Raw genomic sequence first — 22897 nt, forward strand, 5'->3', positions numbered from 1 at the left:
TTGCTATGTTTTTTCTCTACCAAAAAACAACATAGCAAAGCTGGCTTCTGCCGAAGCCTTTTTAAAAACCCTGCTTTCGCAGGTTTTTATTCGGGTGATCTCCGACACCCGGGACCGGCGGGCGGCGAATAGTGAGACCCCATCTTAAACCGTGTCCCTTTAAACGACCTCCATCACTACCGTGATGGCGCGTATATGGCGCGGGACCCTATGACGCCGTTGGTCCGGATGGCTTATGCCATCCCCGGATTATTAGCAGTTACCACTGCCACGGGTTCTAACGAACCCTCCGACTAACCTGGTATCTACCAAGTGAAAATTAAACGGCAACTTCGTTGCCCATTGATCACTATGATCACTTTCCCCTTTCGGAGTGGCCCGGCTTACGCCAGGCCAGTTAACTTACAATTAATATTTCTACCTCACCAGTAATCGTGGTCGTTTTCTTGGATATCTAGGATTTTTAGGTTAGGCAGATTGAGAATGTTCATTGGATATCACATTAAATAATCTTTCAGTTTCTCTTTTATGCCATCTACCATGTCTTAAATATTTCATGTGAGCTATTTCGTGGCATATAAGTCCTTCTAATGATTCAGGTTCTAGTTTAGGCCATGAATTTGCGCCTCTTATTCCCTGGCTCCAGCGATGATCACAATAACATTCATGGATGAAAAATTCATCTACAGTTATTTGATATACTTTTTTATTTTCATCGGCATATGCAATACCTAAAGCATTTTCATATCCTTCAACCTTTCCGTGGTCATAAGCAAGAATAGGAATGATTATGTTAAATTTCAACTTAATATTGGTAACTATATCGTCAAAATACTGTTGTTCCTGTTCTGTTAGCATTTAAAACTCCCTCATTACTAAAGATTTATCTGATCAACACTGTAATCCTGAAAGCCGGTTTTTAGTTAATACCACTAGGTGCTCATTCATCATCTTTATACCGGCCTACTAGCCGGTATTCCCTCCCTTCGAATTGGATTTACCGGCCTTCCGGCTTGGTTATTAGATCATTTTTTTAGCCTTTCGGCAAAATACATATAACCATTATCGCCGCAACATTCTTTACAAGCTACGCTTCCATTATTTGCACATGTTGGACAGGGATTAAGCGGATCTGTTTTCATGCTATTATCATGTTTCTGAACCCAACCAAGTGCATCTTCGCCGGTATAGGCATAGCCGTCAGCAACACTATCAATACCACCAACGTCCTTGCGGTCCTTATGGTAGATCTCAATGATACCTGCATTTAAATCCATCCAATAATAGCTATTTGAGTGAAAGTAGAAACCGATTCCGCCGGCCTCATACCAGCCGGCTGCTTTAATAGTTTCTTCCGCCGCTTTCATCCGTAGGGATTCCTGTTCTGATGTCTCACGCATCAGGTCTTCATGAGTCAGCTTCTTAACCATAAGCCCAACCTCCTTACTTTTGAATGAATTCAGAAATATGCGGTACCTTAACTTTTTCAAGCTTGCTCTCGCAAAGAGGGCATTTATTATTACTTTCATCCAAGCTGAAAACTTCACCGCAGCTTGTACACTTATATTCGGACACCTGCTTTACACTGGTTTTTATGGCATTCCAGCACTCTAATAGCGGGCCGGCTACGTGCAAGATTTCATTTTCGATAAGTTGCTGGTTTCCGCTGCGCAACGCGCCAAGGAGATGCCCCATATGTTCCCCGGCAATCACTCCCCATTCTATAGGCTTGCGCTCGTCATCCTCTTTATTACTGCCGTGCACTTCGCGGTTGATTTCTTGCTGTGCTAAAACGGCTTTTATAAAGCTTTGGGCTTCTTGTAACGTCATTTAATATACCTCCTATTCTCTACCCCTTAAAGGGGTGGTCCAGCATTCATATAATTATCCTCTCCACCATGTTCTTTTAAATATTAAGCACCAAGGTGCTTTGCACATGCTAACGCAGCTTTCGCAGCAAACTCAAAACCTTGATAAGTCACCCCAAATAAGGCTACTTTCCTAATTTCATCAACATTTGCAACTTCAATTAATATATAATGCCCCTCATATCCAGTTGACGGGTAACATACAAGCCAGCTATATTCCGGGAATTTCTGTTCCGGATCTACAGAAGGTAGAGTATCAAAATATTCTTCCGGATAACAATCTTCACTTTTAAGACGTTTTTCAAGCTCCTTTAAGACTTCACCGATAGTTTTATTTTCAATTTCAATTGGCTTTACTTTCATTAATGGTTTGTCCCTCCTGTATTCTGCGCCCAGTGGGCGCAGTTTTTATTTGCACCCACCGGGGGAATACTGACAATAGAGCTTGTTAGTAGCTTGTTATCATAGTTAAGCTAAAGCTGGCTACAAAATCTGCCAATTGCTTACAGGTCTTTTATGCCCATTCAGCTCTTTTGTAGGCAGGTAGTTCTCCTACAATTTCACCGGCAAGATCATTTGCCAGTCTATCCATGTCTTTAAACAGCTGCGATTTTGGCACATCGCCTTCCATGCATTGGTACAAAAATCCTCTCAGGGACTTATATACCTGCACTTTACTTTCTGGCTGACATTTGTATTTATACAAGTTTAATGGATTGTTTTCTCCGTAGCGTTGATCTATTGCTCTGACGTTCATGGCCCAAAGGTTTTGCCCGAGCTTATTCGGTTCTCCTTTGTAAGCGTCCGAAATTGCCGGATAGTAATGATAGATAGTGTCTATAAGCTTGCCATGGATAAATGTTACAATCCGGTCGATTGTTTCCTTCCCGACGATATATGCGCTCATATTCCCTCCACCTACTGCGAGCCGGATGGCCCAAATGCAGTAGGCCACCCGTTTTTATTGCTCCGGTGGTGGGCATATTTTATTAACCGTTAAATATATCCTTTAGCTTTAAAACTCACAAACTTGCTATCTCCGATCACCAGGTGATCTAATACATTGATACCAATAATATTACCTGCCTCAATTAGGCGTTTGGTAACCTCTATATCTTGCTGGCTGGGTGTTGGATCACCGCTGGGATGGTTGTGGACCAATACTAATCCCGCCGCGCTACGCCTTACGGCATTTTTATAAAGCTCTCTGGGGTGAATCGGTGAAGAATTCAACGTGCCGATAGAAATTGTTTCCCGGGCTATTACTTGGTTTTTTGTGTTTAGCAACAGAGCCCAAAAGTGCTCCCGGTCCAGGTAACGCATTTCTTCCATCACCAGGGCTGCAGCGTCTTCCGGAGATTTTATAAATGGTAAATCCTCCGGCATGAGCTTGGTCATGCGTCGGGCAAGCTCAAAGGCAGCTGCAAGGCGTATCGATTTCTCTATACCTATACCAGGCAAATTCAATAATTCTTCAGATGACATCTGGGCAAGTGCCCGAAGTCCCTGTTTCATCAAAAATTCCATTGTTTCATCGGGTATAGGTCCAAGAATGCAACCTAGTACGCCAAACAGTTCACTCGACTCAACACCATACCGAATAGCTTCTTCCCTGACTTGTAAGGACAGTGTTCTATGAACGCTTCCTACCGGTCGTTTCACTTTCAAATCCCGTGAGCTTGGCACTTCTTTGGTATATTGTTTTAACTCCTCTTCACTCCACAGCATATTTTGCATGATTACGGATACGGGCTGCTGCCCGTATCCAATCCCTCCTTTCGGATGATTGGTCTACGGGCGCACGCCCGGTTATCACTGATACAAATTAATCATTTATAATGATTAATCAAACTTCAAAAATTGCTCTACCATTTCTAAATCTTCTTCTCTCTTTTTCCTAAAATACTCATCTTCATCATACTTAAAGTATATTAAGGTAAAAAATCTTACATTTTCTAAACACACAAACAACTGACAACTTTTATCACTATACACTTCACTATCAAAATCCAAATCATACTTTTTAACATATTCAACAAAATTTTTTGGACTTAAGGCAAAACTTATTCTAATTCTGTCATTACGTTCTATATTAACATTGCAACTATATGACTCAACCTCTTTTAAAATTTTATTTAAATTTGCAGCACATTTATTGGAAATATTAAGAATCTCATTCAGATTCATTTTTAAACCACCTTTCAAAACTCTCTATTGAAGCTATTTAAAGCCATCATCTGAATTTCAGCGTTGCTGCTTAATAAACACTCAACCAAGTACTCATAATAGTCAACTTTGTGCAGCAGCCCTGCTAAATCGCAGTGTGCTTGATAACCGCCGGCTGCAAGTGAGTAATTAATTGTCCGCACAAGCAGCGACAGTGTTTCGTAAGCTTTATCCAACCTCTCGCATAATATCCGTTCCTTTTCCCGTTTCTTGGCTTGCTGCATTATCTTTCGGCGGGATGCCGATGATAGCGGCTTATTTACTTCAATACCAAAATCCCGGGCAATCATTCGTGCAGCCTCAATTAGTTCTAAATTGAATATTTTGGCTACTAAATCGACCCCATCGCCATGCTCACCACAGCCGAAGCATTTCCATGTTCCGTTTGGGAAAACAACGAAAGACGGTGAGTGATCATCATGAATCGGGCACCGAGCCGCCCAACGCCTACCGCGCTTCTTTAGCTCGACAATGTTATAGCGATTAATAATCTCCACAATATTTATCTGTTTAACAAGTTGAAATATATTAATTCGCTGTGTTTCATTTGCAGCGCGCATATTATCACCTCACCGTATTTCTCTCCTTGTTTTTGTAATTTCGCTTTATTTTGTAATTAATTTGAATTATAATTATGGGTAAGTGGGGGAGGGCTAGCTCCCCCAACAAGAGGTGTTCTATTTGGAATGGCGATTGGGAGATTTCCCTTTCGCTTTTCTCTTTTTCATTACGGTAGCTATTGCAGCCAAAGCCGTAATGATTTGAGAAATCAGCTTAAGGTAGTCCGCCACTATGATCAGCCAATCCCGCATAGGTATCACCCCCTTTCCTCGGAAGGAGGCCCCACTTACCCAAAAGTTACGTCTTAACACAAAAGGAGAACGCACGGGGTAATTCCCCGAAATTCGTTCTCCTTAACTCATGGCCGTTCGGCCTATCTTTCTTTTTACCCTGCAATTAAAGCTCTTTTACTTTAATTGCGAACCACGCAATGCCATCCTTCATAACATTATAACTGATCTCAAACCTCTTATTTTTACCGTCTTGTAATGCCTTACCAACACCATTTTTAGCAATAACAACCTGTTTTTCGCAACCGTTTTCAACCTGGCAAGTAGCCCTGGTATTACCGTTTTTGGTTGTTTCTATTTCAGTAACAGTGACCCGGGCTACCAGGTTTTCCTTTTCTTTCTTCTCTCCACCTTCATTTTTTGGAACCGGATCATTCTTAATCTCGGTATCCGCTGCCGGTTGTGACACAGGTACTTGGACACCAGCCAAGTTTGTAAACACACCAGACACCGCAAACATGCGGCAATCACTACCGTTCCAAGCCATACACGCATCTTGCAAACATTCGGTAAACCCTTTAAAAGGACACATTTTTTTCATTCTTTCAGATACGGGCCGTGCCCGTATCCATTCACCTCCATTAAAAGATGGTTGGATTCGGGCAATTGCCCCAAATATCTAAAAATACACCAGTTTTCTTTTAATACATCAACTCTGTTAACTCTTCGTCAGTTGCTTTTATACACCTATTGTAAAAATTTGAAAACTCATCAGGTTTAAAACGCCTCACTGTGATACTTTCAAACGGTAATGCACCGCGAATAACCAGCCATTCATCACCGCCATCAACCTGGTTGATGAAAGCTATATTCCCAAGGTAAAATGCTTGCGCTAAACACCAATTTCCCTTACTAATTTCAAAATATAGCTCTTCTAAAGTATCGCAACGGTAAAAGGATTCTTTTGTAAATGGTGGATCATAAGAATCCCTAATCCAAGGATTATTGTTACCTATTTCCAACCATTTTTGAATTAATTCCTGATAGTCACTTTCTTTTGACTCTATCCGCAATTCTTCCATGATAATGCCGGATACGGGCCACGCCCGTATCCAATTCACCTCCCTAAAAAGATGTTTGGATTCGGGCTTCACGGCCCTTTTCCCATTTTTTTTACCAGGACAATCCTAAGCTATTATGAACCGCCTTTCCCTCCATTTTTTCTTTATACAGACACTTGGTCTGTTAGGTCCGGGTGGCCCCAATTGCAAACCACCTGCTTTTTCTTGCCCAGTGATAGATTTATAATAAATTAATTTTCGCCTTAGTTCTTTAAAGCACCCATTTGATTCGCCAGGACCCAAAGGGCTTTATTAAGCTTTATATTGTTATCAATTGACTTTACCGGTCTCGTCGATACCCTTCTTCCGGAAACGGATCTGCCGCGCTGGCCGCCCTTGATTACGTTTTCCTGTACCCGGTTAAAGGTGCTCCAAAGGTCTTCCCTTTCGTCAACCCGACGGCGAGACGATAGTGCTTGAGCAGAAGAAATTGGAGCCTTCTCTATATCGTCGTACTTTAGAGTTAAGGCTGCCGCAGCAAAAGCTTTAGCTTCCGGAAGAGTCAATTGCGTTGACTTCATCGTTTCCACTGACTCTTGGGCTGTATCAAAATCATCGACAATACTATAAGCGGCATCTATGTAGCCGCGCAGAATTTTTGGCAAACATTCTCAAAATTTTTGGCAAAAATAAGAACTGATTCTTAAAAGATGCAAAATCAAGGACCACCTATCTTAATCCTCGTAGCAGGGTTAATTGTTATTAATAAATCTATCTAAGATTAAAATGCCCGTTAATATAAACAGGCACTTAATATAATTTTCGATTTTGTTTTATGGATCTATTACCACTTGTTAATCTTTTCCTTTTGGGGATATATTCTAAGATGTCTGACACTTCACATTCTAAGACTTCACATATCTTATCAAGATGATTAAGATTTATTCTTTCTACTAACTCGTGATAATAATCCCCTATTGTGCTCGGTCGGATTCCTGTTCTCCGGGCCAGTTCTGCCTGAGTCCACTTACGCTCTCCAAGGAGTCTCGATAAATGTATTTTAATCACGTACAATCACCCCATTTCGGGGAAATTGTATCACCGTGAGTTATTGTCTAAGTTAATATGTTATAAAATCACGAAATACGTTATTTAAACTTTAAAAAAAATTAAATTTAATAGTTTCTAATTATTAACTCTTTATATTGATGATCTGCATAGTTATATCTAATATTTAGATTATTACTCCGGCTTACAGCTACAATATTAAAATTTTTATATAGCTCCCGAACTTGAGTGCAATCGTTATATGTCAAAATAAACTTACCTTTGATATTAAGCAGTATCTCCCTGAGCTTTGCATGTTCTTCATGTTGAAATACGGCTGAGTAATATTTTTCGGTACCATAATAAGGTGGATCTAAATAAAATAGAGCTGCAGGTCTGTCGTAGACATCTAATAAGCTATCGTATGGTTTGTTCTCCACCACTACACGGGAAAGCCGCTGTTGGACTTGATTTAAATAGTTGGTCATACCCATAATATCTTTTGGTCTACAACCGTAATTACGGCAGTTGCTACCGTAACTGTTTTTAATGATCATGAAGAACCTCGCTGCCCGTTGGATATCCGTAAGACCTCTGACTGTATTTTGGGCTAGATAATCTTCAAATAATTCACGGCAGTTTAGAATATAGCTTAGTTCCTTTTGAACCTCCGAACAATGGTTTTTTACGCATCTAAATAAGTTTACCAGGTCCGAATTGAGGTCGTTATAAACTTCAAATTCTGCGTGTTTGTCCCGGTAAAACAGCACCCAGCCAGCACCACCAAATACTTCGATATACCTACCAAAGTTAGGTGGAAACCTCTTTACGATTTCTGCCCGGAGGAGCCTTTTACCGCCAATCCAGCTAAGAAAACTGTTCAAGATGTCACTCCTTTGCATATATTAAGTTCTTTATGTTGACCCCGTCTAACTAGGGTCCGCTTGGACTCTTCGAATTGGCACCTCCATTATTAATAATTAATTAAAGTTGGTAATAATCCAGGCCGCAAGGTGGCGCGACCTGGATTATACATACTTAAATACCTACCTGTGCCAAAACTGCTTGCACCATAGCAGCAGTAGCTTTATCAAGTTCAGCCAGGGGAATACCGTCGTTTCGGTTGCCACCGAAATAAACTTCGCGGTTGCCATAGTCAAACACAGTCTCGCCGCCCACTACAGGGTATCCAAACTCGTGTTCACCAGTGTAATCCACTATCTCGCTGTGTGCAAACCGCTGAGCCATCTCCAAACTGTTAACTACATGCAGAACCCCATACTTGTCACGATATGCTTTAGCCATTTTTTATCCTCCTTGTTTTTATTTTAGATAGTTAAGTGACGACCACCAGTTTGTGCCGATAACCACCTCCTTCAGAGTAATAAAAATAACGCCTTTCGGCGTTACTGCTTATGTCGTCTTTTAATCCTACTGCGCATTACTTCCCGAACTTCGTTTTCTTCTGCTTCCATTCATCCTGTAGCCTGGCAACCTCGTCCGTTTCGCCCAGGTCCTGAGCTTCACGGATTTTTTGCAGGTACTTTTCCCGCTCTTCTTCATAAGTTAGCTCAACCGTAAACTTATTACCTTCTTGTTTTACTTGCGGCATTAGCTAACCACCACCTTGATACTAACATTATCGACACTAGAATTCGTTGTTCTAATTTCGAACTCACCAGGTGTCGTGCTTGAAAACTGGATTGTTGCTACCCCATCTACAGGGGCTATTTCAGCTACTTCACCAGCTACGCTCACCTTAAACGGTACGATGTTCGCCGGGTCATTAAAATGCCGCCCCTGCTGCAAATCAAACAATTGCCATTGTAAGACAACGTTAACCGTTTCGCCCAGGGTGGCGGTCGTTTTATCGGGTGTAAGCGCTATTTTTTCAGACGTTGTATAGGGTTCCTGAATGATTGCCTTACCGCCTGGTTGGTTGTCTGATATGATTTCTATAGTTTTTAACACTTGCCCATTAGCTAACACTTCAAACATAAATACCACCCCTCTATGTTAAGGCATAATCAGCAAAGGCATCTAAAGAAAAGGAACCTTCAATGGTAGCACGTATTTCTACCTTTAATGACGAATTAAACTTTACTCTTGGAACTATATCCATTCTCCTGCTATTATCACTAAAACCTGTTATTATGTCAGCAATGTTATGATCAACTGTACTTGCAACACCATCTACCGTTATTCTAAAATCAAATTTGTCACTTGTTTGGGCTGAATGTATTCCAGCTACACGGTTTAAAACCCCACTACCTGACGCTATATTTAACACTGTATACCACGTATTCAAAGTAGGATTATCTATAGTAACTGCGGCTACTCGCGGCTGCGTAACAACCACTCCCACGTCTTTCCACCCCCCATCGTAATATTGGAGTTGACCATTCACAATTTGGAAGTCAATCCCGTCTACTTTATCTGCATTTAAGTTAGTACACTTTGTTCCGTTACTTACGGGAATATTTCCGCTCGCATTGCCTGCGTTTTTAGCATCAAGCAGGTCGGCATCCAAACCACTGCCGGAACCATCAACAGTTTTAATTGCCGCTAGTATTTCAGCTGCCGTTTGATCACCTGTTGCTCCCGCTTCGATGCCGTTTAGCTTGCTTTTATCAGTAGCTGACATAAAACCAGCGACAGCGGTAGTTGCGGCTGGGTGTTCGGAGCCGCCTGCCCCGACGTGACTTTCAGGTGCTGCCCCTGCCTGTGCTGCTGTAACTTGGTGCGGGTTCGCAGTATCGGCCTTATGCGCATCAATATTCTGTTGCGCTGCTACCGCAGTTACCCCGGCAGCGGCAGCAGCATCAGCATTTTGTTTCATTTGTGTATCAACGACATCCCAGTTATCCTCGGTCTGAGTTATGTCCGGGAGATCTGTTAACTCCCTCTTTTTGAAACCGTAATTAGTTGTTTGTTGCATTGTATCCCTCCTTACGCATCAGTCACATCAACCGTAATAGTGTAGGATTGTCCTACATTAACCGGATTAGGGTTAATAGTTACAGCGGTTACCACTGGCGCCGAAGTATCTAGATTTACTGTACGGATAATTGATGTTGTCTTTCCTGCCCGGTCAGTAGCTGTCACAGCTATTGTGTTTGCACCCTCGACCAGGGTTAAGTTTTTACTAAAGTTACCTTCTGTGTCAATTGTAATAGTTCCCTGGTCAACGTTATTTAACTTAATAGTTACCGTGACGGGGCTACTGGTTTCATCATTGGTGTTACCGGTAACAGTCAAAGATGATGTATTCTGCCAAGAGTTATCCGCAGGATTGGTTATTGTTAATGTTGGCGGCACTGTGTCAACTGTAAATGTCCTACTTGCTTGTGTCGCAGCGTTACTATCATTATCCTGCACATTTATGGTAATGGTGTGGCTTCCATCGGACAAAGGAGTTTGCGGAGTGTAAGTGCAATCATAACCACCTGATACTGTAGTTACGCTCATGCCTGGCGACGTATTAGTAATCGCTGTTCCGCCGTCAATTTTAAGTTGCAAGCTACTGATTTTAACCCCGGAACCGTTTGTTTCATCACGTAACCGGAATGTTATCGCAGGTGTGTTGTTTGATAAAAATGCGCTGGCCGCGGGGGTAGTGATAGTAATAGTTGGCTTGGTCGTCTCTTTAACAAACAGTTTTAATTGACCGCCAAGACTTGAATCAGTATCGTCAACTGTTGTAATATTACCGGCTAAATCTTTTGCCTCTATAGTTACTGGATAATAGTGGCCAGCATTTACGTTAAAACTTGTTATATTAGGAGCTGCTATTGTTCCCTCATATTTACCCGTGCTTTGATTTTTTGTTAATGTGACCCATGTTCCGTTTATTTTTGCTCGCACCGTATCAACTGCCATTTTCATCCCCCTTTCCTAAAAATCTTTTAATTCTTGCCATGAGCTTAAACCATTTTTAACATCATCCCAGGTAGCATAAAGACTGTATACTCCTGCCCAATTGTTTTCCACTAAATCAACTTTTATGTCGACCGATTGGCTAATTAAAGTTGTTTGTGTCAGCTCCCGCCAATCAGAACAGTTGTTTTTCAAGTTTTGCCATGTCAAATCCCTTTTCCTTACCTCATCCCAGGCATAAGTTGTTTGTAGCTGGACGTCAATTATCTTTATCAAGATTATCCCCCCTACTGTGGCGGGATGTAGTTTTTAACAACTTGCCAGGTTCCAGACTGAGCTACGTTTGCCCAATCTGCAAAGTTTTGTTTGATATCATTCCATGTTGAGTACCAGCGGCGGACAGATAAACCAATATGAGTCGGTACCTGGGGCTTTAAAGCTCGTTCAACATCCGGAAATAAGTACACATCACCATTATTCGGTGGTAGAATTTTTACATTCAAAACAGAATTTTCAAAGGTTACTATCGCATCGCCGCCGGTAAAAGCATTGACCATAGTTTTTATTTTTGCTTCATTAAGTTTACCTTGTCCTCTAAGAGTAGCAATCAAAAATGATTTCCGTTGATCAAGCGTGCCGGTAGGGACAATTTTTAATCTTCTTTCCCATTCTTGTATTCGAGTTTCAGAAGCTGACATTATGTAGGCATCATTTATTGCAATCTGTATATTATCCAGAAAACGGTCTATTTCGTGCCCCTGACTTTCTAATATGTTCCGTATTAGAATAGAATCATGTAAAAACCTCGGTAGATATTGCAGCATTCGCTGCGCAGCGATACTTTTACCCAGTACAATTAATTTAAGCAATTCACCAAGCTCTCGGTCATCAGTACCTATTATGGTAATTAAACCGTTATCGGATTGCACTGTTATTGTAATGGGATATACTCCACCATAGGCAGGCGCAGCAATAAGCTTCTCCCAGGTGCCATTGCTCTGTTCCTCCAGGTAAATATCCTGGCCGTCTATCGTTACTTTTACGATCATGTAACCACCGTCCATGTCGTAGTGCCCAATTCCGGTATCTGCTCAGACGTAAGAGTGATATCTATAGTAGCTCCATTAAGTAATAGGTTTTGGACCTGATCAACTGCTGACACCGCAAGTATGGCAGCCCCTATCCCTATATAAGTTACTGTATTTTTAACGTACGCCAACTCTGATAAATAGGAAATTAACGCATCATCAACACCACTAAGTTCGCTGTATCCTTCCGCGAGTACTAAATTGGCACTAATTTCAATATTAACCCTATTTGCCGATGTAACGGTTACCTTTGATCCGATTGGGGCCACACCGTTGCCAAGACCCTCAGATCCGGGGTCCATGTACTCCTGAAAGTCTGCTATCAATCCCGCGCTTGCAACTTGGTTTTCCGCATCTAATATTGATAACTTTACGGTATTAGGCCCATTCCAAAGCGGAAATACTTTTGCGCGTCCAATGCCAGGGTATTCTCTTGCCCATTTTTTATACTGTGCTATATTTCCATCTATTGCTTTATTACCTATTTCATCGAAATAACGATCTCTGAAATTATCATCTTTTTCCTCATTCTCACCTTGGTAAGTAGGTTCTGGATTATTTACCGATGTAACCCCAGGAATAGGTGCTGATAAAACTGTAATACTATTGGCTGGAACATTGCCGTCAGCTCCGGCCTCAATCGCTGTTATATTCGCTAGAGCTGACCCGGAACTATCAATTACCACTTCTTCATCTACTACATACTCCACGCCGCTTTGTGTGGATACGATTGATCCCGCCGGTATAACAGCCCCTTCCGTGCCATTAAATACTACTTTTCCGATTGCAGGGCTTGCTGGAACCCTTACAATACCCATTTCCGCTGCCCTTTTATCTAAATTCTCCCCGTCGGCATCTCCTGCAAAGGTCTGCTGATAGGCTATATCTAAATTTATATATGCCTGAGCCAATTCAATAGCAACTGGGCATAAGGCGTCCCAAATATAAGATCCTTCTGATTTATCAATATCATCTGGCACCCTAGCCAACATCCGGGCCAAAATCTTCTCTTCGGTTTCATCAAGGAAATTCGGCAAGGGCATTATCCACTCACCACCTGTGTTGTAATTTCTACTTTGTCACCCCGTACGGTTATTGCATCAAACGTTACATATACAGTGCCACTCTCCCAGACGAACTTAAAATTTATTATATCTGCCGTACGTGGGTCAACCATTAAGGTTTCAGTGGCTATTCGTTTTATCTCGCTTTCGTTTCCAGCCCGGGTAAGGTTGCGTCGAATTAAGTCCTCAAACTCCTGGCCGTAACTGCGGCTGTATATAAGATGCCGATAACGCGACGTTAATAGCGCTTTATAGCACCATTCAACATATGCCTGGATATCGTCAGCCGTAGCAACTTTTCCCGTCGTAGTCTGCACAAAATCCCCTTTTTCAAAATCAAAGCGCCAGGACCTGGGGAATTTCACCTGGCCAGTACTCTGTTCAGTTATTTCTTGACTCGATGCAATCGCTTCCGTTGGGAAAAGGTTGGGCAAATTAACTCACCACCTTGGCCACAATAACAGCATCCTGGCCGCCGTTAACCGGTACTGCAAGTACCCGGTCCCCCGGCTTAAGGCCGGTCTTTAGTTCCAAGCGTACCTGATCAATTATTGACGCCTCAAATTCAAACGTTGCCGTTCCCGTAACTGCCCCGCCAAGGCTATCCTTTAATCCTGATTGAGTTCCGGTAATAGAAAAGTCCGGTAGGTACATCTTAACCAGCCAATCAGCAAGCAAGTAATCCTGTATTTCATGCTTGAATTTATCCAGTTTAATACCAGTTGCAGTTATGGTGCCCAATTCGCACGGAACCCCGGCAACAGCCTTTGCGGCATTGCCGGTCATCCGCATTTCCAGCACAGAGACCAGCTCTTTAAACGGGTCTGGTGGCATAGAAGTTCCTCCTTACATAAGATTCTTCGGCCAATTCCAAAGTCATACGCCCAGGACTGCCCAACTCGTGCTTCACTGAAACAACCAGCAAAGGCCAATCGTTTAAATGAACTTTGTCACCAGCGCGGATAGTGTTAATATCAATACCAATTACAGGAATGGTTTGCTGTACCCCGGCAAGCATTTCTTTTGCAGATTGTTTGGCATCCGCAACGGTAGTTATTTTACTGTCCTGGATGACTTTTTGAATGGTACCGAGCTTGGCGGTATCACCCTTTTCCAGTGCTAGTACCGGTGACCGTCCTTCCTCCTGGCCGGCGCCCAATACTTTTACTTGAGTGACGGCCCCCTCCAGGGTCCGGCGTTGATTTACTTCTTCTACATTTTGTCCAGTTTCCAATGCCCAAACCGTCTTATTGGCACCAAGTTCAAACAGTTCAAGACCAGACGGCGTCATCCGGGGGCGATACATCTTGCCGCCCTTTTTTACCGTTTCTTGTAAATCAGTTAAAATCATGTTATATATGGGCTGAGCCCTATATATAGCCTTGGCCAGTTGCACCCCGGTATTTGGTATTTGACCAAGAGGTATTCCCCAATCAGCAGCATATTTTTTCAGGCGCTGCGCAGCGGTCTGGCCGGCAGGGAAGAGGTATTCGTCTTCGGATTTTGCTATATATATAGACTGATCATAAACTATTACTGGTAGGTGTTTTTGGCCCCGAGTAATGCTGTCACAATCCCAGACAACTCCTGGATGGAGAAGATAGACCATGCTTGACCCGCCAAATGGTATTCCGGAAACACGTATTTCCTGACCTGGGTTTATTCCCGGAAAATCAGGTGTTACAACAATTTTTACAGTAGCCTTATATGCTATTTCGCCAAGCGAGTCCTCCAGGGTAATACTCTCCAGCAGTTCACGGAGGTAATACCTGTTTGCCAGTACGACTTCATATTTGTTTAATCCCGGTGAAATCATGCCGGCATCACCAGTTTCATGCCCGGGATGATTAGATCCTTATTGGGTCCGATTGTTTCTTTGTTGGCCTCATAGATTGCTTGCCATTTGGAACCGTCTCCATATGCCAGCTTTGCTATGGCCCATAAAGTATCTCCAGGCTTTACAGTTTGTATTTTGGGTACCGGCTTAACGTCTACCCTTGGCCTTGGTTGGTTCTGGGCAACGCCAGCTGTAGAAGCGGGGAAGGCCGCCTCTGCAGTTGTCCTAACCTTAACCTCACGCCAGGTGCGGCAGACCAATTCATAATATACGTCCCCCGGTTCACCACCTTTAAATGTGGTGTTATGCACAGCTAACAGCACCAGGACATTAATAATTGTGTCGGTAATTAGTAAACGGATAGGCTTTTCGCTATTCATCCAGGACGTAAGTTGGTTCATGCCTTCCTGCGGATCTGGAATATCCTGATAGCTGCAATATGAATCGTAATAGGCAGGAAAAAAAGAAGAGAAGGAAATCTCCTTCACTTTTTCACCTGTGGGAAAATCAACTTCTCCCAGATTTATGATATTGATCGTTTCATATTGTTTTTCCCGCCGGATAGTAACTTCAGACGGATTTACCGGTAACTGAAGCTGCGGACCGGCGGGGTCTATGAGGTAGAACTCCATTAAAACCACCAAGTTTCATTGTTTCTAGTAATAATGATTAACTTGTTTTAACCAGCTTAATATAAACAAAGCTAACCTTTGATGTTTTACCTTCGTCTACCGTTCGCCAATCATCGCAGTTAACCATAACATCATATTCCCTCAAAGGCGAACCATAATCAAAATATTTAAAAAGTCTTTGAGCCGAAGTACCCTCTGCGCCGTCCACACCTTCAAGGCCAAGTTCCGTTAACAATTTCATTACATCATCAGGAACTTCTTTTAGAGCATATTCATCACTCGGGCCATAAACATAGTCTTCTTTTGGTGTTATATCAACAGATGCTGGTAGATCCATGAACAGCGTTATTTCAATATCGAATTCTGGGGTCTGATAAACCAACACTACCGTATCTGAATCTTTATTTTCTTGCCTACTAGGTTTTCCCAAGAGAGAAACTATATCGTTATAATTTTTATTAAGAATTTCCGGTACATCAAAAACTAAATCAATTTGTGGTTCGCTTTTTGGAGTGTTAACGTTACTCTCTACGTTACTACTAACCTCTGTGTCATTAGTCGAATTGCTTTCGGCATTTTTATCCGTATTTTGCACCTTTCCACATCCAGATACTATAAGCATTAAAATAGCAGCCGTCAATAATAGATACCATAATTTGCTTTTCATTGCACAACCTCCATTCTAAAAAATTGGATAGAAACTTCTATACAAAGTTAATTTTTACCTCTTTTATTTCGGGATATTATTTAATATTGACTTTAACTTTTTCACAATTTCACTGGCCACCTGCTCTACAATTCCATCTAACTCCTCTTTAGAGTTCACTATAATTTGTCCAACAAGTCCGGCAAGATCAAAGTTAAGATATATCTTCGGAGCACCGCTAACAGCATCCGTAGCCGGCATAGGTGATGGAACGGTACCAGAAAAACCACCCATTGCATACTGCTTAACCCCAATTACTTCCCCAGCCTGTTGCCAAAGTCTAAATGCCCGGTCTCTTTTAGTTGGCGATAATGGAATAATAGCCTCCGGTCCGGCCTCGGCCACCAGACCTAAGTGTGGTCGTGTGAGAATGCCTCCAAAAGCATGAGCTTCATAATCAAAGTGCTTAAAATCAGCAACACTCGTTTTGATAGGTTCTAAAGCTTTTATCCCAGAAAATGCAATTAACTTTGCACTAGCGAAATCTACAGCTTGTGCTAAAGTCGTAAATGCCTGCATTAAATTATTTTGCGAGTTAATCACAAAGCCATTTGACGTAATAATATCTCCCTGGCTATTCAGGTAAACCTGGCCTGTTTGAGCAATGCGCTCCTGCTGTTTACTTGCAGCCTCACCAGACTTAGCTAGTTTTTCATTAGCATCAGCAGCAGGAGATTTATCAAAAAGTTTCCCTGCAGTCCATTTGCCGCCAATATAACCAGCTAAACCACCCAAAGCGCCTCCAATGGCTGTACCGATACCAGGTAGGATTGCCGTACCAATGCCAGCACCTATTTCAGCACCTGCCCATCCTCCGCCCAGACCAAACGCCGCCTTGCCAGTAGCAGTAACTTTATTTTCCGCTTGCGCAATACCAACCGCCTCACCGGCAATTGCCAAAGGCCAGGCTAGCTTACCGATTACCTTACTTGCCGTTGATAAACCGCTACCCAACGAACCTAAAACTCTACTTGATGTTGCAATTTCCGCTGCAGGAGTAGCAGCCCCTGATGAGGCGGCTGGTAGTACTTCCCGAAGGATATTGCCAGATGGCCCATATATTATTCTTGAATTTTGCGCTGATGTGTTTGCTGCAGCTGCTACTACCGAACTCCTTGAGGCAGTATTAGCAGCATTAGCCACCATGTCTGTGGTTCTGGAAGCAGCGTTCACGGCCCCTGCACCATATGTTGCCCTGGCTATACTGGCAGCCAACGGATTAGTTGTTTCCAGAGCGGCAATCCTTGCAGCATTTCTTGTGTTCATCCAGGTATTGATCGTTCTACCTGCGTTCGCAAGCCCCCTACCGGCACCCCATGCGCCACGCAATACCATGCCGCCACCGAGCAATCCGGCACCCATGGCAAGTCCGGCAGAACCGATAATATTACCATGTAGAGCTGCATCCACAGATCCTTTAGCCATCCCACCCAATGCTGTAATCCATGCTCTAGTTGCTATCTCGGCCAGCTTAATAAATAATTCTTCAACTCGCTTTCCTCCCGGTCCGGATACCCAGGTGTTCATATCATCAACCATCTTATCAAGGGCTTTTGAGATATCCTTCATAATGAAATCTACTTTGCCGTCAAAACTTAACTCCTGAAATTCCGGATTATCAAGATACCTCACCCGGATATACTCGAAGGCCCTTTCCATTTTCGAAAGAACTGCATCTGCCGCTTGGCCACCAAATTTGACCAAGCTATCTTTCCATCTTTCTATCGTCTTTTCATTTTTATCAAACCAATCAGTTATTTTTCGGAGGCGTGGATTTATCTCTTCTAGAGATCCAACGCCAGCTTGACGGAATAATGTCTTGATTGTATCAGTAATGGTGCTAAATCGTCCGGTAGCTGTTTGTGACAGCTTTTCAGCGCCACCAGCAAATTTTTGCTCGGCTTTTTCAAGGAATCCAACCCAACCACCCAGGGTTTTAAATTCTTCCTGGGTCATTTTCATGCTAAATTCCTTCATACGCTCAAACTCACCCATTTGCGCATCAGCAAGCGCTTCCATGGCATCCTGTACAGTTTTTCCCGGTGTTAATGCAGCCATATCTCCTGCCAGAGATACCATCTGTTTGGCCATTGATATATCACCGCCGCTAATACCTATACCGCGGCTCATGGCTGGAAATAAATCTCCCATTTCAAAAGGAGTCTTGGCAGCAAAACTATTCAACCAATTAGTTACTTCTTGTGCTGCTTTCTTATTACCGCCCAGCCAATGCTCCATACTAACTTGTTGGATCTCAAAATCCATAGCTGCGCCGATAGTTAGTTTGCCAACTCCATACACCCCGGCGCCAGCCCCTAACAAACCAAGTGGACTGATAAGCTTAGTAATTATTCCACCGGTCATGTCTCTAGCTTGAATAGCAACTGTAACAGTCCTGTGTCCAATACGATCTATAGTGTTTATAATTCTCCTGGCAGGCTCGGTGAAGCGGTCCCTTAACCGGACGAATGGATTAGCTTCCATCCTATTTAGATTGCGGTTTTGTGATTCGATAATCCTGGCTGATCTTGTATAATGATCTTCCAGCCTGACGGATGGGGTAGCTACGGACCTGTTTAGAACTTGCGATTGCCTTGTAATTCTTTCAAAAACTGTACGTAATCTTTCTTCTGCAGCCTGTGCCCGTCTGATTGCTTCCTCATCTTGAACGTCGATAACAATGTCATACCGGTAAATCTCTCTTTCAGCCATTCAAATCACCACCGCGCATAACCTTCTGCTTGTATTTTTTCTCAAATTCAACCCTTATGGCGGCGAATATAAACCTTTTTTCCTTTGCCGGAAGCCGCCAAATCTCTCCCGGGGTTTTACCCAGAGCTTTGGCAGCTTCCCACAGCATAAACGCTATTCGTCGCCCTCGGATAAGTTTTTTATTTGATCAATTTCCTTGGTTGAATTGTAGAAGCCTGATAAATCCATCACAATATCAACTAATTGCATTATTTCTCCGGAAAGTAATACCCTTTTGATTACCTGCTCGGCTCCGGAAGCCCGGTATTTCGACAGCAACTCGGGATGGTTCCAACGGACATTTTTATCATCGCCGATGGCAATGGTGGCCTCTGCAATCACAGCCCTGTTATACCTTTTGCGGTCAAGTTTTTCAATTTCTTCCCCGCGTACCTTTTCAATATTTGTATATTGCTTTTGCAGTTTTTCCAACTTGTCTTCCTTTAGACCCTGCAGCGTAAAAGAGAGACCTATGCGGGAAATTCCCACAGTCTTCTGCGGAATATTATCTTCCTCACTGGCCGCAAACAGTTTATCCAAAATAGCCTTTTCGTTCATTGGTTTACGCCTCCTCAATAGGATCAAGCAATTCATACCCAGTAAAAGTGAACGGTATTTCTTCCGTTACAAGCTCATTTGGTTTGAAATTCGCCAGGATAATCTTATCAAAGCTGACGTTTTTAAGCCTAATACGTTCAGCTCCGTATGCTTCCGGGTCATCCAGTTTAGTTATCAGTTCCGTCTTGGTGGGAACGCCCCGGGCGCCTTGCGCCCAGGCATGCCTCTGAATCATTGCGCTGGTCACTTTAAAGCCGGTAATAGTCCCGGTTCCTGAAAGTCCGATAACCTTTTTATGCAACCACCTGTCGCCGGACAAGCGGACATCGGCTTTATCAATAGTCACCTCAGCCGTAACTGCATTGACATTTTGTTGGTGCTCGCCGTTTTCCCAAAGCTCACCATAAGAGCCGTTTACAATGCGTTCAACATCCACTGATAATCACCGCCTTTAATAACGGATAATGCCGGTGCCGAAGATTTTTTCCATGCTATCAATCACCCGGGCATTCCATTTCCAATAAAATTCATCACCGAGAGCATTGGCCTGCAGTTCAGTGTCAACTTCCACTGTAAAGTCGCCATTTATCAGGGTAGGAGCCAGGGTTTCAAAATATTTCTTAATGGCGGAAAGCAGCGCCGCCTGCCCATCGTTATTATTGAGCACCTTACCAATGTAATTATCATGGGCAGCCTGGGTTGTATCCACATCAATAGCATCAATGATCCTGATGATCTTAATCTTTTTCCATGCATCATCCTGGTCTTCTGACAGGGTGGTAAGGGTATTGATACCTCTTTCAATAATTACCTTTTCGCCATCATGCATTAAAACCAGCGTACCGGCCCGAAGGGCACTCACGAATTGGTTATCCGTTAGCCTGGGCTGCACGTCATCAAACGGTGTTACTGCATAAGTTAGGCTTTCGCGCAGCGCCTGGCCGGTGCCTTTGCTGGCTATATAGCAGGCCACCATACTGCTGGGATATAACACCCCGTCCAACTGAGCGCTAACCCCAACATTTACAATACCTTCATAATTAAAGCCGTTGGACCTGGCATTAGCTACAGTAATATCAGCATCATCAGTTGCCGACCCGCCAAGGTAGGCGATAATCTTTTTACCTTCATTGCGCAGCCGGGCAACCCAGGCGGCCACCGAAGTCTGGAGCGCCGCGTCGGTAGCCCCGTCCAAAGTAAAGGCGTTGAAAATTCTGGCCTCAAAAACCGACATTGCGTCAATATAATCAGCATTAACAACTCCGGCACTGCCATCATTGCCACCGGCCAGAGGCTGGCTAACCACATTAGCAATGGTGCCGGCTCCATTATCCAATTTTGTGGCATCAATCCAAACGTTTTGAGAGTTTCCATTAATTGCGGCCACAGCATTATCTACCACTGAAACCCCTTTGTCAAAGGTAAAGACAAATAGCTCAGTGGTATTCTCATAAAGGACAAGATCCTGTTTATTTACTGAATCAACCAGGTTCTCTCTGGTAGTTACTTTAAAACCTCTGGTTGTGGGATATTTGGAATCAATTTTTAGCACATTTGCCGCAGCGCCATCTTGCAGATTAATACTTGCCTTGGCTGCTACCCCATCCACTAAGCGGTATGCCAGGACGGTTTTAATACCGCCGAGCAAGGCCAGGCGTATACACGGGTAGGCGGTGTAATTACCTGTATCCTCAATGTTGTAGGTATCTTTCAGCTCTTTCTCGGAGGTAATTTCCTTTATTTCCTTCGCAGGCCCCCAGTTGGCCTTTACCGGCATGGCCAATATGCCCCTTACACCAGGTTGAATTGCCGCCAGGGCTGCCGCAACAAAACGCATATAAAACCCCGCACGTTCAGGTTTATCCGTTTCAGACCAGGTTCCACCAGCCATTTATTTCACCTTCTTATTCATAAATTTCTTAACAGCCTGCTTCACTTCGGCTACGGTAAATTCATTTGCCGTATTACCGTGCAGGGCGCCGATCACCACTTCGGGAGGCACTTTAAATATGGCTTGCGCATTGGCAACCAAATCTTTTTTGGGATATTTACATTCAACCGGACCAGCGACTGTTTCTTTTTTAGCAATGTTTTCCTTGGTAATTTCACTTGCTGGCATTTAAGAACCACCACCTTAACTAATTGTTCCCCGGCTGCCAACGCGCATCATCAACGGCACATCGGCTGCCGGCCTGCTGGTATATCTGAAAAGGTTAAAAGTAAGCTGTCCCTTGGATATCGCATCCGCCTTAAAATCACAGGACGGATTCTGAATCGTCATATAAGTCCTGTCCTCCAGGTTCAGCGGTATCTTAATGCTTTCTTCCAGCTTTCCAAGCAATAGCAGCGCCGCCTGCATTTCATCATTAGGCGTACGGCCAAGTACATGTCCGCTTATTTGACGCACAACCTTATAAATTGCCTTACCAGCATTTTCAGACCTGTATCCGGATAACCGCCATAAAACCGAAGGCCGCATATATCCACGCGGCCAGCGGTTAACATATATTGTCCAATCCTGACCGATAGTTTGCGCCGTCCAGCTTGCCAGCGCAGTAAGCCATGGATCATCCTGCACCGTTTCCGGTACCTGGCCAGGACGCAGGGCCATGACTGTAAAGCGCAGGCAGCGTGTCAGCACATCCCATTCGTCTACGACAGTGTCGTCGCCCAAAACACCTTGATACATAAGAGTAAACGCATCATTATCCAGAGTTTCAAGCCTGGTATTATGCATAGCTGCCACTGTATCATTGCCCAGTTGATCAAGATCACCAAATGTTGTCCTGGCCACACAAGGCCATATCTCAACATGACGTTGAAAGTTTACCCAAGAGCTTTTATCATCTTCAGAACCAAGTCTTAGCACCAGATATGGTTTAACGGTCTTGGCGCCGGCGGCATGTGGTTCATAAACCCGACCACCAATAGCGGGGAGGGAGGTGGCTAATTTTTGCCTTATTGTCTCTCGCACCATCAACCCTCCCAATAATCCTGAATAGTTTGCTTCAGGCGATTCTTATGACTTTCAAGGGTCGGCTTTATAATCGGCTTTGCTTTCATACCCTTAATTTGCCGCACCATCAGAGGCTTGCTTGGATCTTTTGGATTGGGAATGCCGGGAATAACCAGTACTCTCGCATTAACCGGTTTTATAGGCTGCCGGGAAGGCCCGAATATCCCGGTGCCTTCCTCCAACATTGGTCCGTAATCCTTTCCATGGGCCAGGTATAGGTGAAACCCGTCACTCTCCAGGTCCACACCGGAATGAATAGCCTGCCTGGCATGCCCGGTCTGATCATTCCATGGAGCGTTTTGCTTGGCATATTGCTCCAGATTCCCAGCCCAGGCATCAAGTAAACCATGAAAACCGGCCATTTTCTGCCGCATAA

General features: G+C 43.5%; 35 protein-coding genes. All 35 read right to left on the bottom strand.

All coding sequences use genetic code 11. The features are described 5' to 3' along the window. Positions 1-468: 468 nt before the first annotated feature. The 35 genes from BM056_RS20860 to BM056_RS21015 all read right to left on the bottom strand — a co-directional run bounded on the left by BM056_RS20860 (position 469) and on the right by BM056_RS21015 (position 22895). Positions 469-858 carry a hypothetical protein gene (locus BM056_RS20860; RefSeq protein WP_092474113.1) on the bottom strand — a complete coding sequence of 130 codons (390 nt, stop codon included), beginning with the start codon at positions 856-858 and terminating at the stop codon, positions 469-471. 167 nt (positions 859-1025) lie between these two features. Next, positions 1026-1430 (bottom strand): hypothetical protein, encoded by a 405-nt coding sequence (locus tag BM056_RS20865; RefSeq protein WP_092474115.1) that lies wholly within the window; start codon positions 1428-1430, stop codon positions 1026-1028. A gap of 13 nt (positions 1431-1443) precedes the next feature. Continuing rightward, positions 1444-1830, bottom strand: a complete 387-nt coding sequence (locus BM056_RS26560) for an FmdB family zinc ribbon protein (protein WP_174549988.1) — start codon at positions 1828-1830, stop codon at positions 1444-1446. Positions 1831-1913: 83 nt separating this feature from the next. Then, positions 1914-2231, bottom strand: a complete 318-nt coding sequence (locus tag BM056_RS20875; protein ID WP_092474117.1) for a hypothetical protein — start codon at positions 2229-2231, stop codon at positions 1914-1916. 151 nt (positions 2232-2382) lie between these two features. After that, complete coding sequence (locus BM056_RS20880) at positions 2383-2775, bottom strand: hypothetical protein (RefSeq protein ID WP_092474119.1); 393 nt, start codon at positions 2773-2775, stop codon at positions 2383-2385. A gap of 89 nt (positions 2776-2864) precedes the next feature. Then, positions 2865-3605 (bottom strand): RadC family protein, encoded by a 741-nt coding sequence (gene radC / locus BM056_RS20885; protein ID WP_238456585.1) that lies wholly within the window; start codon positions 3603-3605, stop codon positions 2865-2867. A 105-nt stretch (positions 3606-3710) separates the two neighbouring features. After that, positions 3711-4055, bottom strand: coding sequence for a hypothetical protein (locus BM056_RS20890; RefSeq protein WP_092474121.1), 345 nt, complete (start codon positions 4053-4055; stop codon positions 3711-3713). Positions 4056-4069: 14 nt separating this feature from the next. Next, complete coding sequence (locus tag BM056_RS20895) at positions 4070-4654, bottom strand: CHC2 zinc finger domain-containing protein (RefSeq protein WP_092474123.1); 585 nt, start codon at positions 4652-4654, stop codon at positions 4070-4072. Positions 4655-4771: 117 nt separating this feature from the next. After that, positions 4772-4906 carry a hypothetical protein gene (locus BM056_RS27370; protein ID WP_274377572.1) on the bottom strand — a complete coding sequence of 45 codons (135 nt, stop codon included), beginning with the start codon at positions 4904-4906 and terminating at the stop codon, positions 4772-4774. A gap of 145 nt (positions 4907-5051) precedes the next feature. Further along, positions 5052-5486: a hypothetical protein gene (locus BM056_RS20900; protein ID WP_092474125.1), complete on the bottom strand. Its 435-nt coding sequence runs from the start codon at positions 5484-5486 to the stop codon at positions 5052-5054. Between the two features lie 100 nt (positions 5487-5586). Further along, entirely contained in the window at positions 5587-5967 is a 381-nt protein-coding gene (locus BM056_RS20905) for a hypothetical protein (protein ID WP_131820806.1), read from the bottom strand. Between the two features lie 242 nt (positions 5968-6209). Continuing rightward, positions 6210-6611 (bottom strand): DUF932 domain-containing protein, encoded by a 402-nt coding sequence (locus tag BM056_RS20910; RefSeq protein ID WP_092474129.1) that lies wholly within the window; start codon positions 6609-6611, stop codon positions 6210-6212. Between the two features lie 145 nt (positions 6612-6756). Further along, entirely contained in the window at positions 6757-7014 is a 258-nt protein-coding gene (locus BM056_RS20915; RefSeq protein ID WP_092474131.1) for a helix-turn-helix domain-containing protein, read from the bottom strand. 107 nt (positions 7015-7121) lie between these two features. Next, positions 7122-7877 carry a DNA adenine methylase gene (locus tag BM056_RS20920; RefSeq protein ID WP_092474133.1) on the bottom strand — a complete coding sequence of 252 codons (756 nt, stop codon included), beginning with the start codon at positions 7875-7877 and terminating at the stop codon, positions 7122-7124. Positions 7878-8031: 154 nt separating this feature from the next. Next, a complete protein-coding gene (locus tag BM056_RS20925; RefSeq protein WP_092474135.1) occupies positions 8032-8298 on the bottom strand; it encodes a hypothetical protein in 267 nt (88 codons plus the stop codon). Between the two features lie 136 nt (positions 8299-8434). Beyond that, positions 8435-8605 (bottom strand): hypothetical protein, encoded by a 171-nt coding sequence (locus tag BM056_RS26375; RefSeq protein ID WP_165613640.1) that lies wholly within the window; start codon positions 8603-8605, stop codon positions 8435-8437. Further along, positions 8605-8991, bottom strand: a complete 387-nt coding sequence (locus BM056_RS20930; protein ID WP_092474137.1) for a hypothetical protein — start codon at positions 8989-8991, stop codon at positions 8605-8607. The genes BM056_RS26375 and BM056_RS20930 overlap by 1 nt, the downstream gene beginning before the upstream one ends. Positions 8992-9004: 13 nt before the next feature. Beyond that, positions 9005-9931, bottom strand: a complete 927-nt coding sequence (locus tag BM056_RS20935) for a hypothetical protein (protein WP_092474139.1) — start codon at positions 9929-9931, stop codon at positions 9005-9007. Between the two features lie 11 nt (positions 9932-9942). Beyond that, positions 9943-10872, bottom strand: coding sequence for an Ig-like domain-containing protein (locus BM056_RS20940; RefSeq protein ID WP_092474141.1), 930 nt, complete (start codon positions 10870-10872; stop codon positions 9943-9945). A 15-nt stretch (positions 10873-10887) separates the two neighbouring features. Continuing rightward, entirely contained in the window at positions 10888-11145 is a 258-nt protein-coding gene (locus BM056_RS20945; protein WP_092474143.1) for a hypothetical protein, read from the bottom strand. An 11-nt stretch (positions 11146-11156) separates the two neighbouring features. Next, on the bottom strand, positions 11157-11918 hold the full coding sequence (locus tag BM056_RS20950; RefSeq protein ID WP_165613641.1) for a putative phage tail protein: 762 nt from the start codon (positions 11916-11918) through the stop codon (positions 11157-11159). Beyond that, on the bottom strand, positions 11915-13000 hold the full coding sequence (locus BM056_RS20955; RefSeq protein ID WP_092474147.1) for a baseplate J/gp47 family protein: 1086 nt from the start codon (positions 12998-13000) through the stop codon (positions 11915-11917). Before BM056_RS20955 ends, BM056_RS20950 begins: the two co-directional genes overlap by 4 nt. Continuing rightward, positions 13000-13455, bottom strand: a complete 456-nt coding sequence (locus BM056_RS20960; protein WP_092474149.1) for a DUF2634 domain-containing protein — start codon at positions 13453-13455, stop codon at positions 13000-13002. The genes BM056_RS20955 and BM056_RS20960 overlap by 1 nt, the downstream gene beginning before the upstream one ends. 1 nt (position 13456) lies before the next feature. Further along, positions 13457-13855 carry a hypothetical protein gene (locus tag BM056_RS20965; RefSeq protein WP_092474151.1) on the bottom strand — a complete coding sequence of 133 codons (399 nt, stop codon included), beginning with the start codon at positions 13853-13855 and terminating at the stop codon, positions 13457-13459. Beyond that, positions 13836-14837: an XkdQ/YqbQ family protein gene (locus BM056_RS20970; protein WP_092474153.1), complete on the bottom strand. Its 1002-nt coding sequence runs from the start codon at positions 14835-14837 to the stop codon at positions 13836-13838. Before BM056_RS20970 ends, BM056_RS20965 begins: the two co-directional genes overlap by 20 nt. After that, positions 14834-15490: a LysM peptidoglycan-binding domain-containing protein gene (locus BM056_RS20975; RefSeq protein WP_092474155.1), complete on the bottom strand. Its 657-nt coding sequence runs from the start codon at positions 15488-15490 to the stop codon at positions 14834-14836. Before BM056_RS20975 ends, BM056_RS20970 begins: the two co-directional genes overlap by 4 nt. A 37-nt stretch (positions 15491-15527) precedes the next feature. Further along, positions 15528-16157 (bottom strand): hypothetical protein, encoded by a 630-nt coding sequence (locus BM056_RS20980; RefSeq protein ID WP_092474157.1) that lies wholly within the window; start codon positions 16155-16157, stop codon positions 15528-15530. 63 nt (positions 16158-16220) lie between these two features. Then, positions 16221-18908, bottom strand: a complete 2688-nt coding sequence (locus tag BM056_RS20985) for a glycine zipper domain-containing protein (protein WP_092474159.1) — start codon at positions 18906-18908, stop codon at positions 16221-16223. Further along, positions 18901-19056 carry a hypothetical protein gene (locus BM056_RS26380; RefSeq protein WP_165613642.1) on the bottom strand — a complete coding sequence of 52 codons (156 nt, stop codon included), beginning with the start codon at positions 19054-19056 and terminating at the stop codon, positions 18901-18903. Before BM056_RS26380 ends, BM056_RS20985 begins: the two co-directional genes overlap by 8 nt. A gap of 5 nt (positions 19057-19061) precedes the next feature. Continuing rightward, entirely contained in the window at positions 19062-19505 is a 444-nt protein-coding gene (locus BM056_RS20990) for a phage tail assembly chaperone (protein ID WP_165613643.1), read from the bottom strand. Between the two features lie 4 nt (positions 19506-19509). Then, a complete protein-coding gene (locus BM056_RS20995; protein WP_092474163.1) occupies positions 19510-19941 on the bottom strand; it encodes a phage tail tube protein in 432 nt (143 codons plus the stop codon). A gap of 15 nt (positions 19942-19956) precedes the next feature. Beyond that, entirely contained in the window at positions 19957-21396 is a 1440-nt protein-coding gene (locus BM056_RS21000) for a phage tail sheath subtilisin-like domain-containing protein (RefSeq protein ID WP_092474165.1), read from the bottom strand. After that, a complete protein-coding gene (locus BM056_RS21005; RefSeq protein WP_238456586.1) occupies positions 21397-21624 on the bottom strand; it encodes a YqzN/YkzM domain-containing protein in 228 nt (75 codons plus the stop codon). It abuts the gene before it with no gap. Positions 21625-21639: 15 nt separating this feature from the next. Continuing rightward, positions 21640-22479, bottom strand: coding sequence for a hypothetical protein (locus BM056_RS21010; protein ID WP_131820807.1), 840 nt, complete (start codon positions 22477-22479; stop codon positions 21640-21642). A gap of 2 nt (positions 22480-22481) precedes the next feature. Further along, positions 22482-22895 (bottom strand): hypothetical protein, encoded by a 414-nt coding sequence (locus BM056_RS21015; protein ID WP_131820808.1) that lies wholly within the window; start codon positions 22893-22895, stop codon positions 22482-22484. Positions 22896-22897 lie beyond the last annotated feature (2 nt).

The sequence above is a fragment of the Desulfotruncus arcticus DSM 17038 genome (assembly GCF_900113335.1).
GTDB lineage: Bacteria > Bacillota > Desulfotomaculia > Desulfotomaculales > Desulfallaceae > Desulfotruncus > Desulfotruncus arcticus.

Bases quoted from the DNA above. Each gene is read 5' to 3' on its own strand.
- BM056_RS20905 (WP_131820806.1), bottom strand. From the start codon at position 5,967: ATGGAAGAATTGCGGATAGAGTCAAAAGAAAGTGACTATCAGGAATTA.
- BM056_RS20895 (WP_092474123.1), bottom strand. From the start codon at position 4,654: ATGCGCGCTGCAAATGAAACACAGCGAATTAATATATTTCAACTTGTT.
- BM056_RS20890 (WP_092474121.1), bottom strand. From the start codon at position 4,055: ATGAATCTGAATGAGATTCTTAATATTTCCAATAAATGTGCTGCAAAT.
- BM056_RS20955 (WP_092474147.1), bottom strand. From the start codon at position 13,000: ATGCCCTTGCCGAATTTCCTTGATGAAACCGAAGAGAAGATTTTGGCC.
- BM056_RS20980 (WP_092474157.1), bottom strand. From the start codon at position 16,157: ATGAAAAGCAAATTATGGTATCTATTATTGACGGCTGCTATTTTAATG.
- BM056_RS20860 (WP_092474113.1), bottom strand. From the start codon at position 858: ATGCTAACAGAACAGGAACAACAGTATTTTGACGATATAGTTACCAAT.
- BM056_RS20865 (WP_092474115.1), bottom strand. From the start codon at position 1,430: ATGGTTAAGAAGCTGACTCATGAAGACCTGATGCGTGAGACATCAGAA.
- BM056_RS21015 (WP_131820808.1), bottom strand. From the start codon at position 22,895: ATGCGGCAGAAAATGGCCGGTTTTCATGGTTTACTTGATGCCTGGGCT.
- BM056_RS21005 (WP_238456586.1), bottom strand. From the start codon at position 21,624: ATGCCAGCAAGTGAAATTACCAAGGAAAACATTGCTAAAAAAGAAACA.
- BM056_RS20990 (WP_165613643.1), bottom strand. From the start codon at position 19,505: ATGAACGAAAAGGCTATTTTGGATAAACTGTTTGCGGCCAGTGAGGAA.
- BM056_RS20950 (WP_165613641.1), bottom strand. From the start codon at position 11,918: ATGATCGTAAAAGTAACGATAGACGGCCAGGATATTTACCTGGAGGAA.
- BM056_RS20935 (WP_092474139.1), bottom strand. From the start codon at position 9,931: ATGCAACAAACAACTAATTACGGTTTCAAAAAGAGGGAGTTAACAGAT.
- BM056_RS20930 (WP_092474137.1), bottom strand. From the start codon at position 8,991: ATGTTTGAAGTGTTAGCTAATGGGCAAGTGTTAAAAACTATAGAAATC.
- BM056_RS20975 (WP_092474155.1), bottom strand. From the start codon at position 15,490: ATGGAGTTCTACCTCATAGACCCCGCCGGTCCGCAGCTTCAGTTACCG.
- BM056_RS26380 (WP_165613642.1), bottom strand. From the start codon at position 19,056: ATGCTGTGGGAAGCTGCCAAAGCTCTGGGTAAAACCCCGGGAGAGATT.
- BM056_RS20875 (WP_092474117.1), bottom strand. From the start codon at position 2,231: ATGAAAGTAAAGCCAATTGAAATTGAAAATAAAACTATCGGTGAAGTC.
- BM056_RS26375 (WP_165613640.1), bottom strand. From the start codon at position 8,605: ATGCCGCAAGTAAAACAAGAAGGTAATAAGTTTACGGTTGAGCTAACT.
- BM056_RS20925 (WP_092474135.1), bottom strand. From the start codon at position 8,298: ATGGCTAAAGCATATCGTGACAAGTATGGGGTTCTGCATGTAGTTAAC.
- BM056_RS20965 (WP_092474151.1), bottom strand. From the start codon at position 13,855: ATGCCACCAGACCCGTTTAAAGAGCTGGTCTCTGTGCTGGAAATGCGG.
- BM056_RS21000 (WP_092474165.1), bottom strand. From the start codon at position 21,396: ATGGCTGGTGGAACCTGGTCTGAAACGGATAAACCTGAACGTGCGGGG.
- BM056_RS27370 (WP_274377572.1), bottom strand. From the start codon at position 4,906: ATGCGGGATTGGCTGATCATAGTGGCGGACTACCTTAAGCTGATTTCT.
- radC (WP_238456585.1), bottom strand. From the start codon at position 3,605: ATGCAAAATATGCTGTGGAGTGAAGAGGAGTTAAAACAATATACCAAA.
- BM056_RS20900 (WP_092474125.1), bottom strand. From the start codon at position 5,486: ATGAAAAAAATGTGTCCTTTTAAAGGGTTTACCGAATGTTTGCAAGAT.
- BM056_RS20940 (WP_092474141.1), bottom strand. From the start codon at position 10,872: ATGGCAGTTGATACGGTGCGAGCAAAAATAAACGGAACATGGGTCACA.
- BM056_RS20880 (WP_092474119.1), bottom strand. From the start codon at position 2,775: ATGAGCGCATATATCGTCGGGAAGGAAACAATCGACCGGATTGTAACA.
- BM056_RS20985 (WP_092474159.1), bottom strand. From the start codon at position 18,908: ATGGCTGAAAGAGAGATTTACCGGTATGACATTGTTATCGACGTTCAA.
- BM056_RS20970 (WP_092474153.1), bottom strand. From the start codon at position 14,837: ATGATTTCACCGGGATTAAACAAATATGAAGTCGTACTGGCAAACAGG.
- BM056_RS26560 (WP_174549988.1), bottom strand. From the start codon at position 1,830: ATGACGTTACAAGAAGCCCAAAGCTTTATAAAAGCCGTTTTAGCACAG.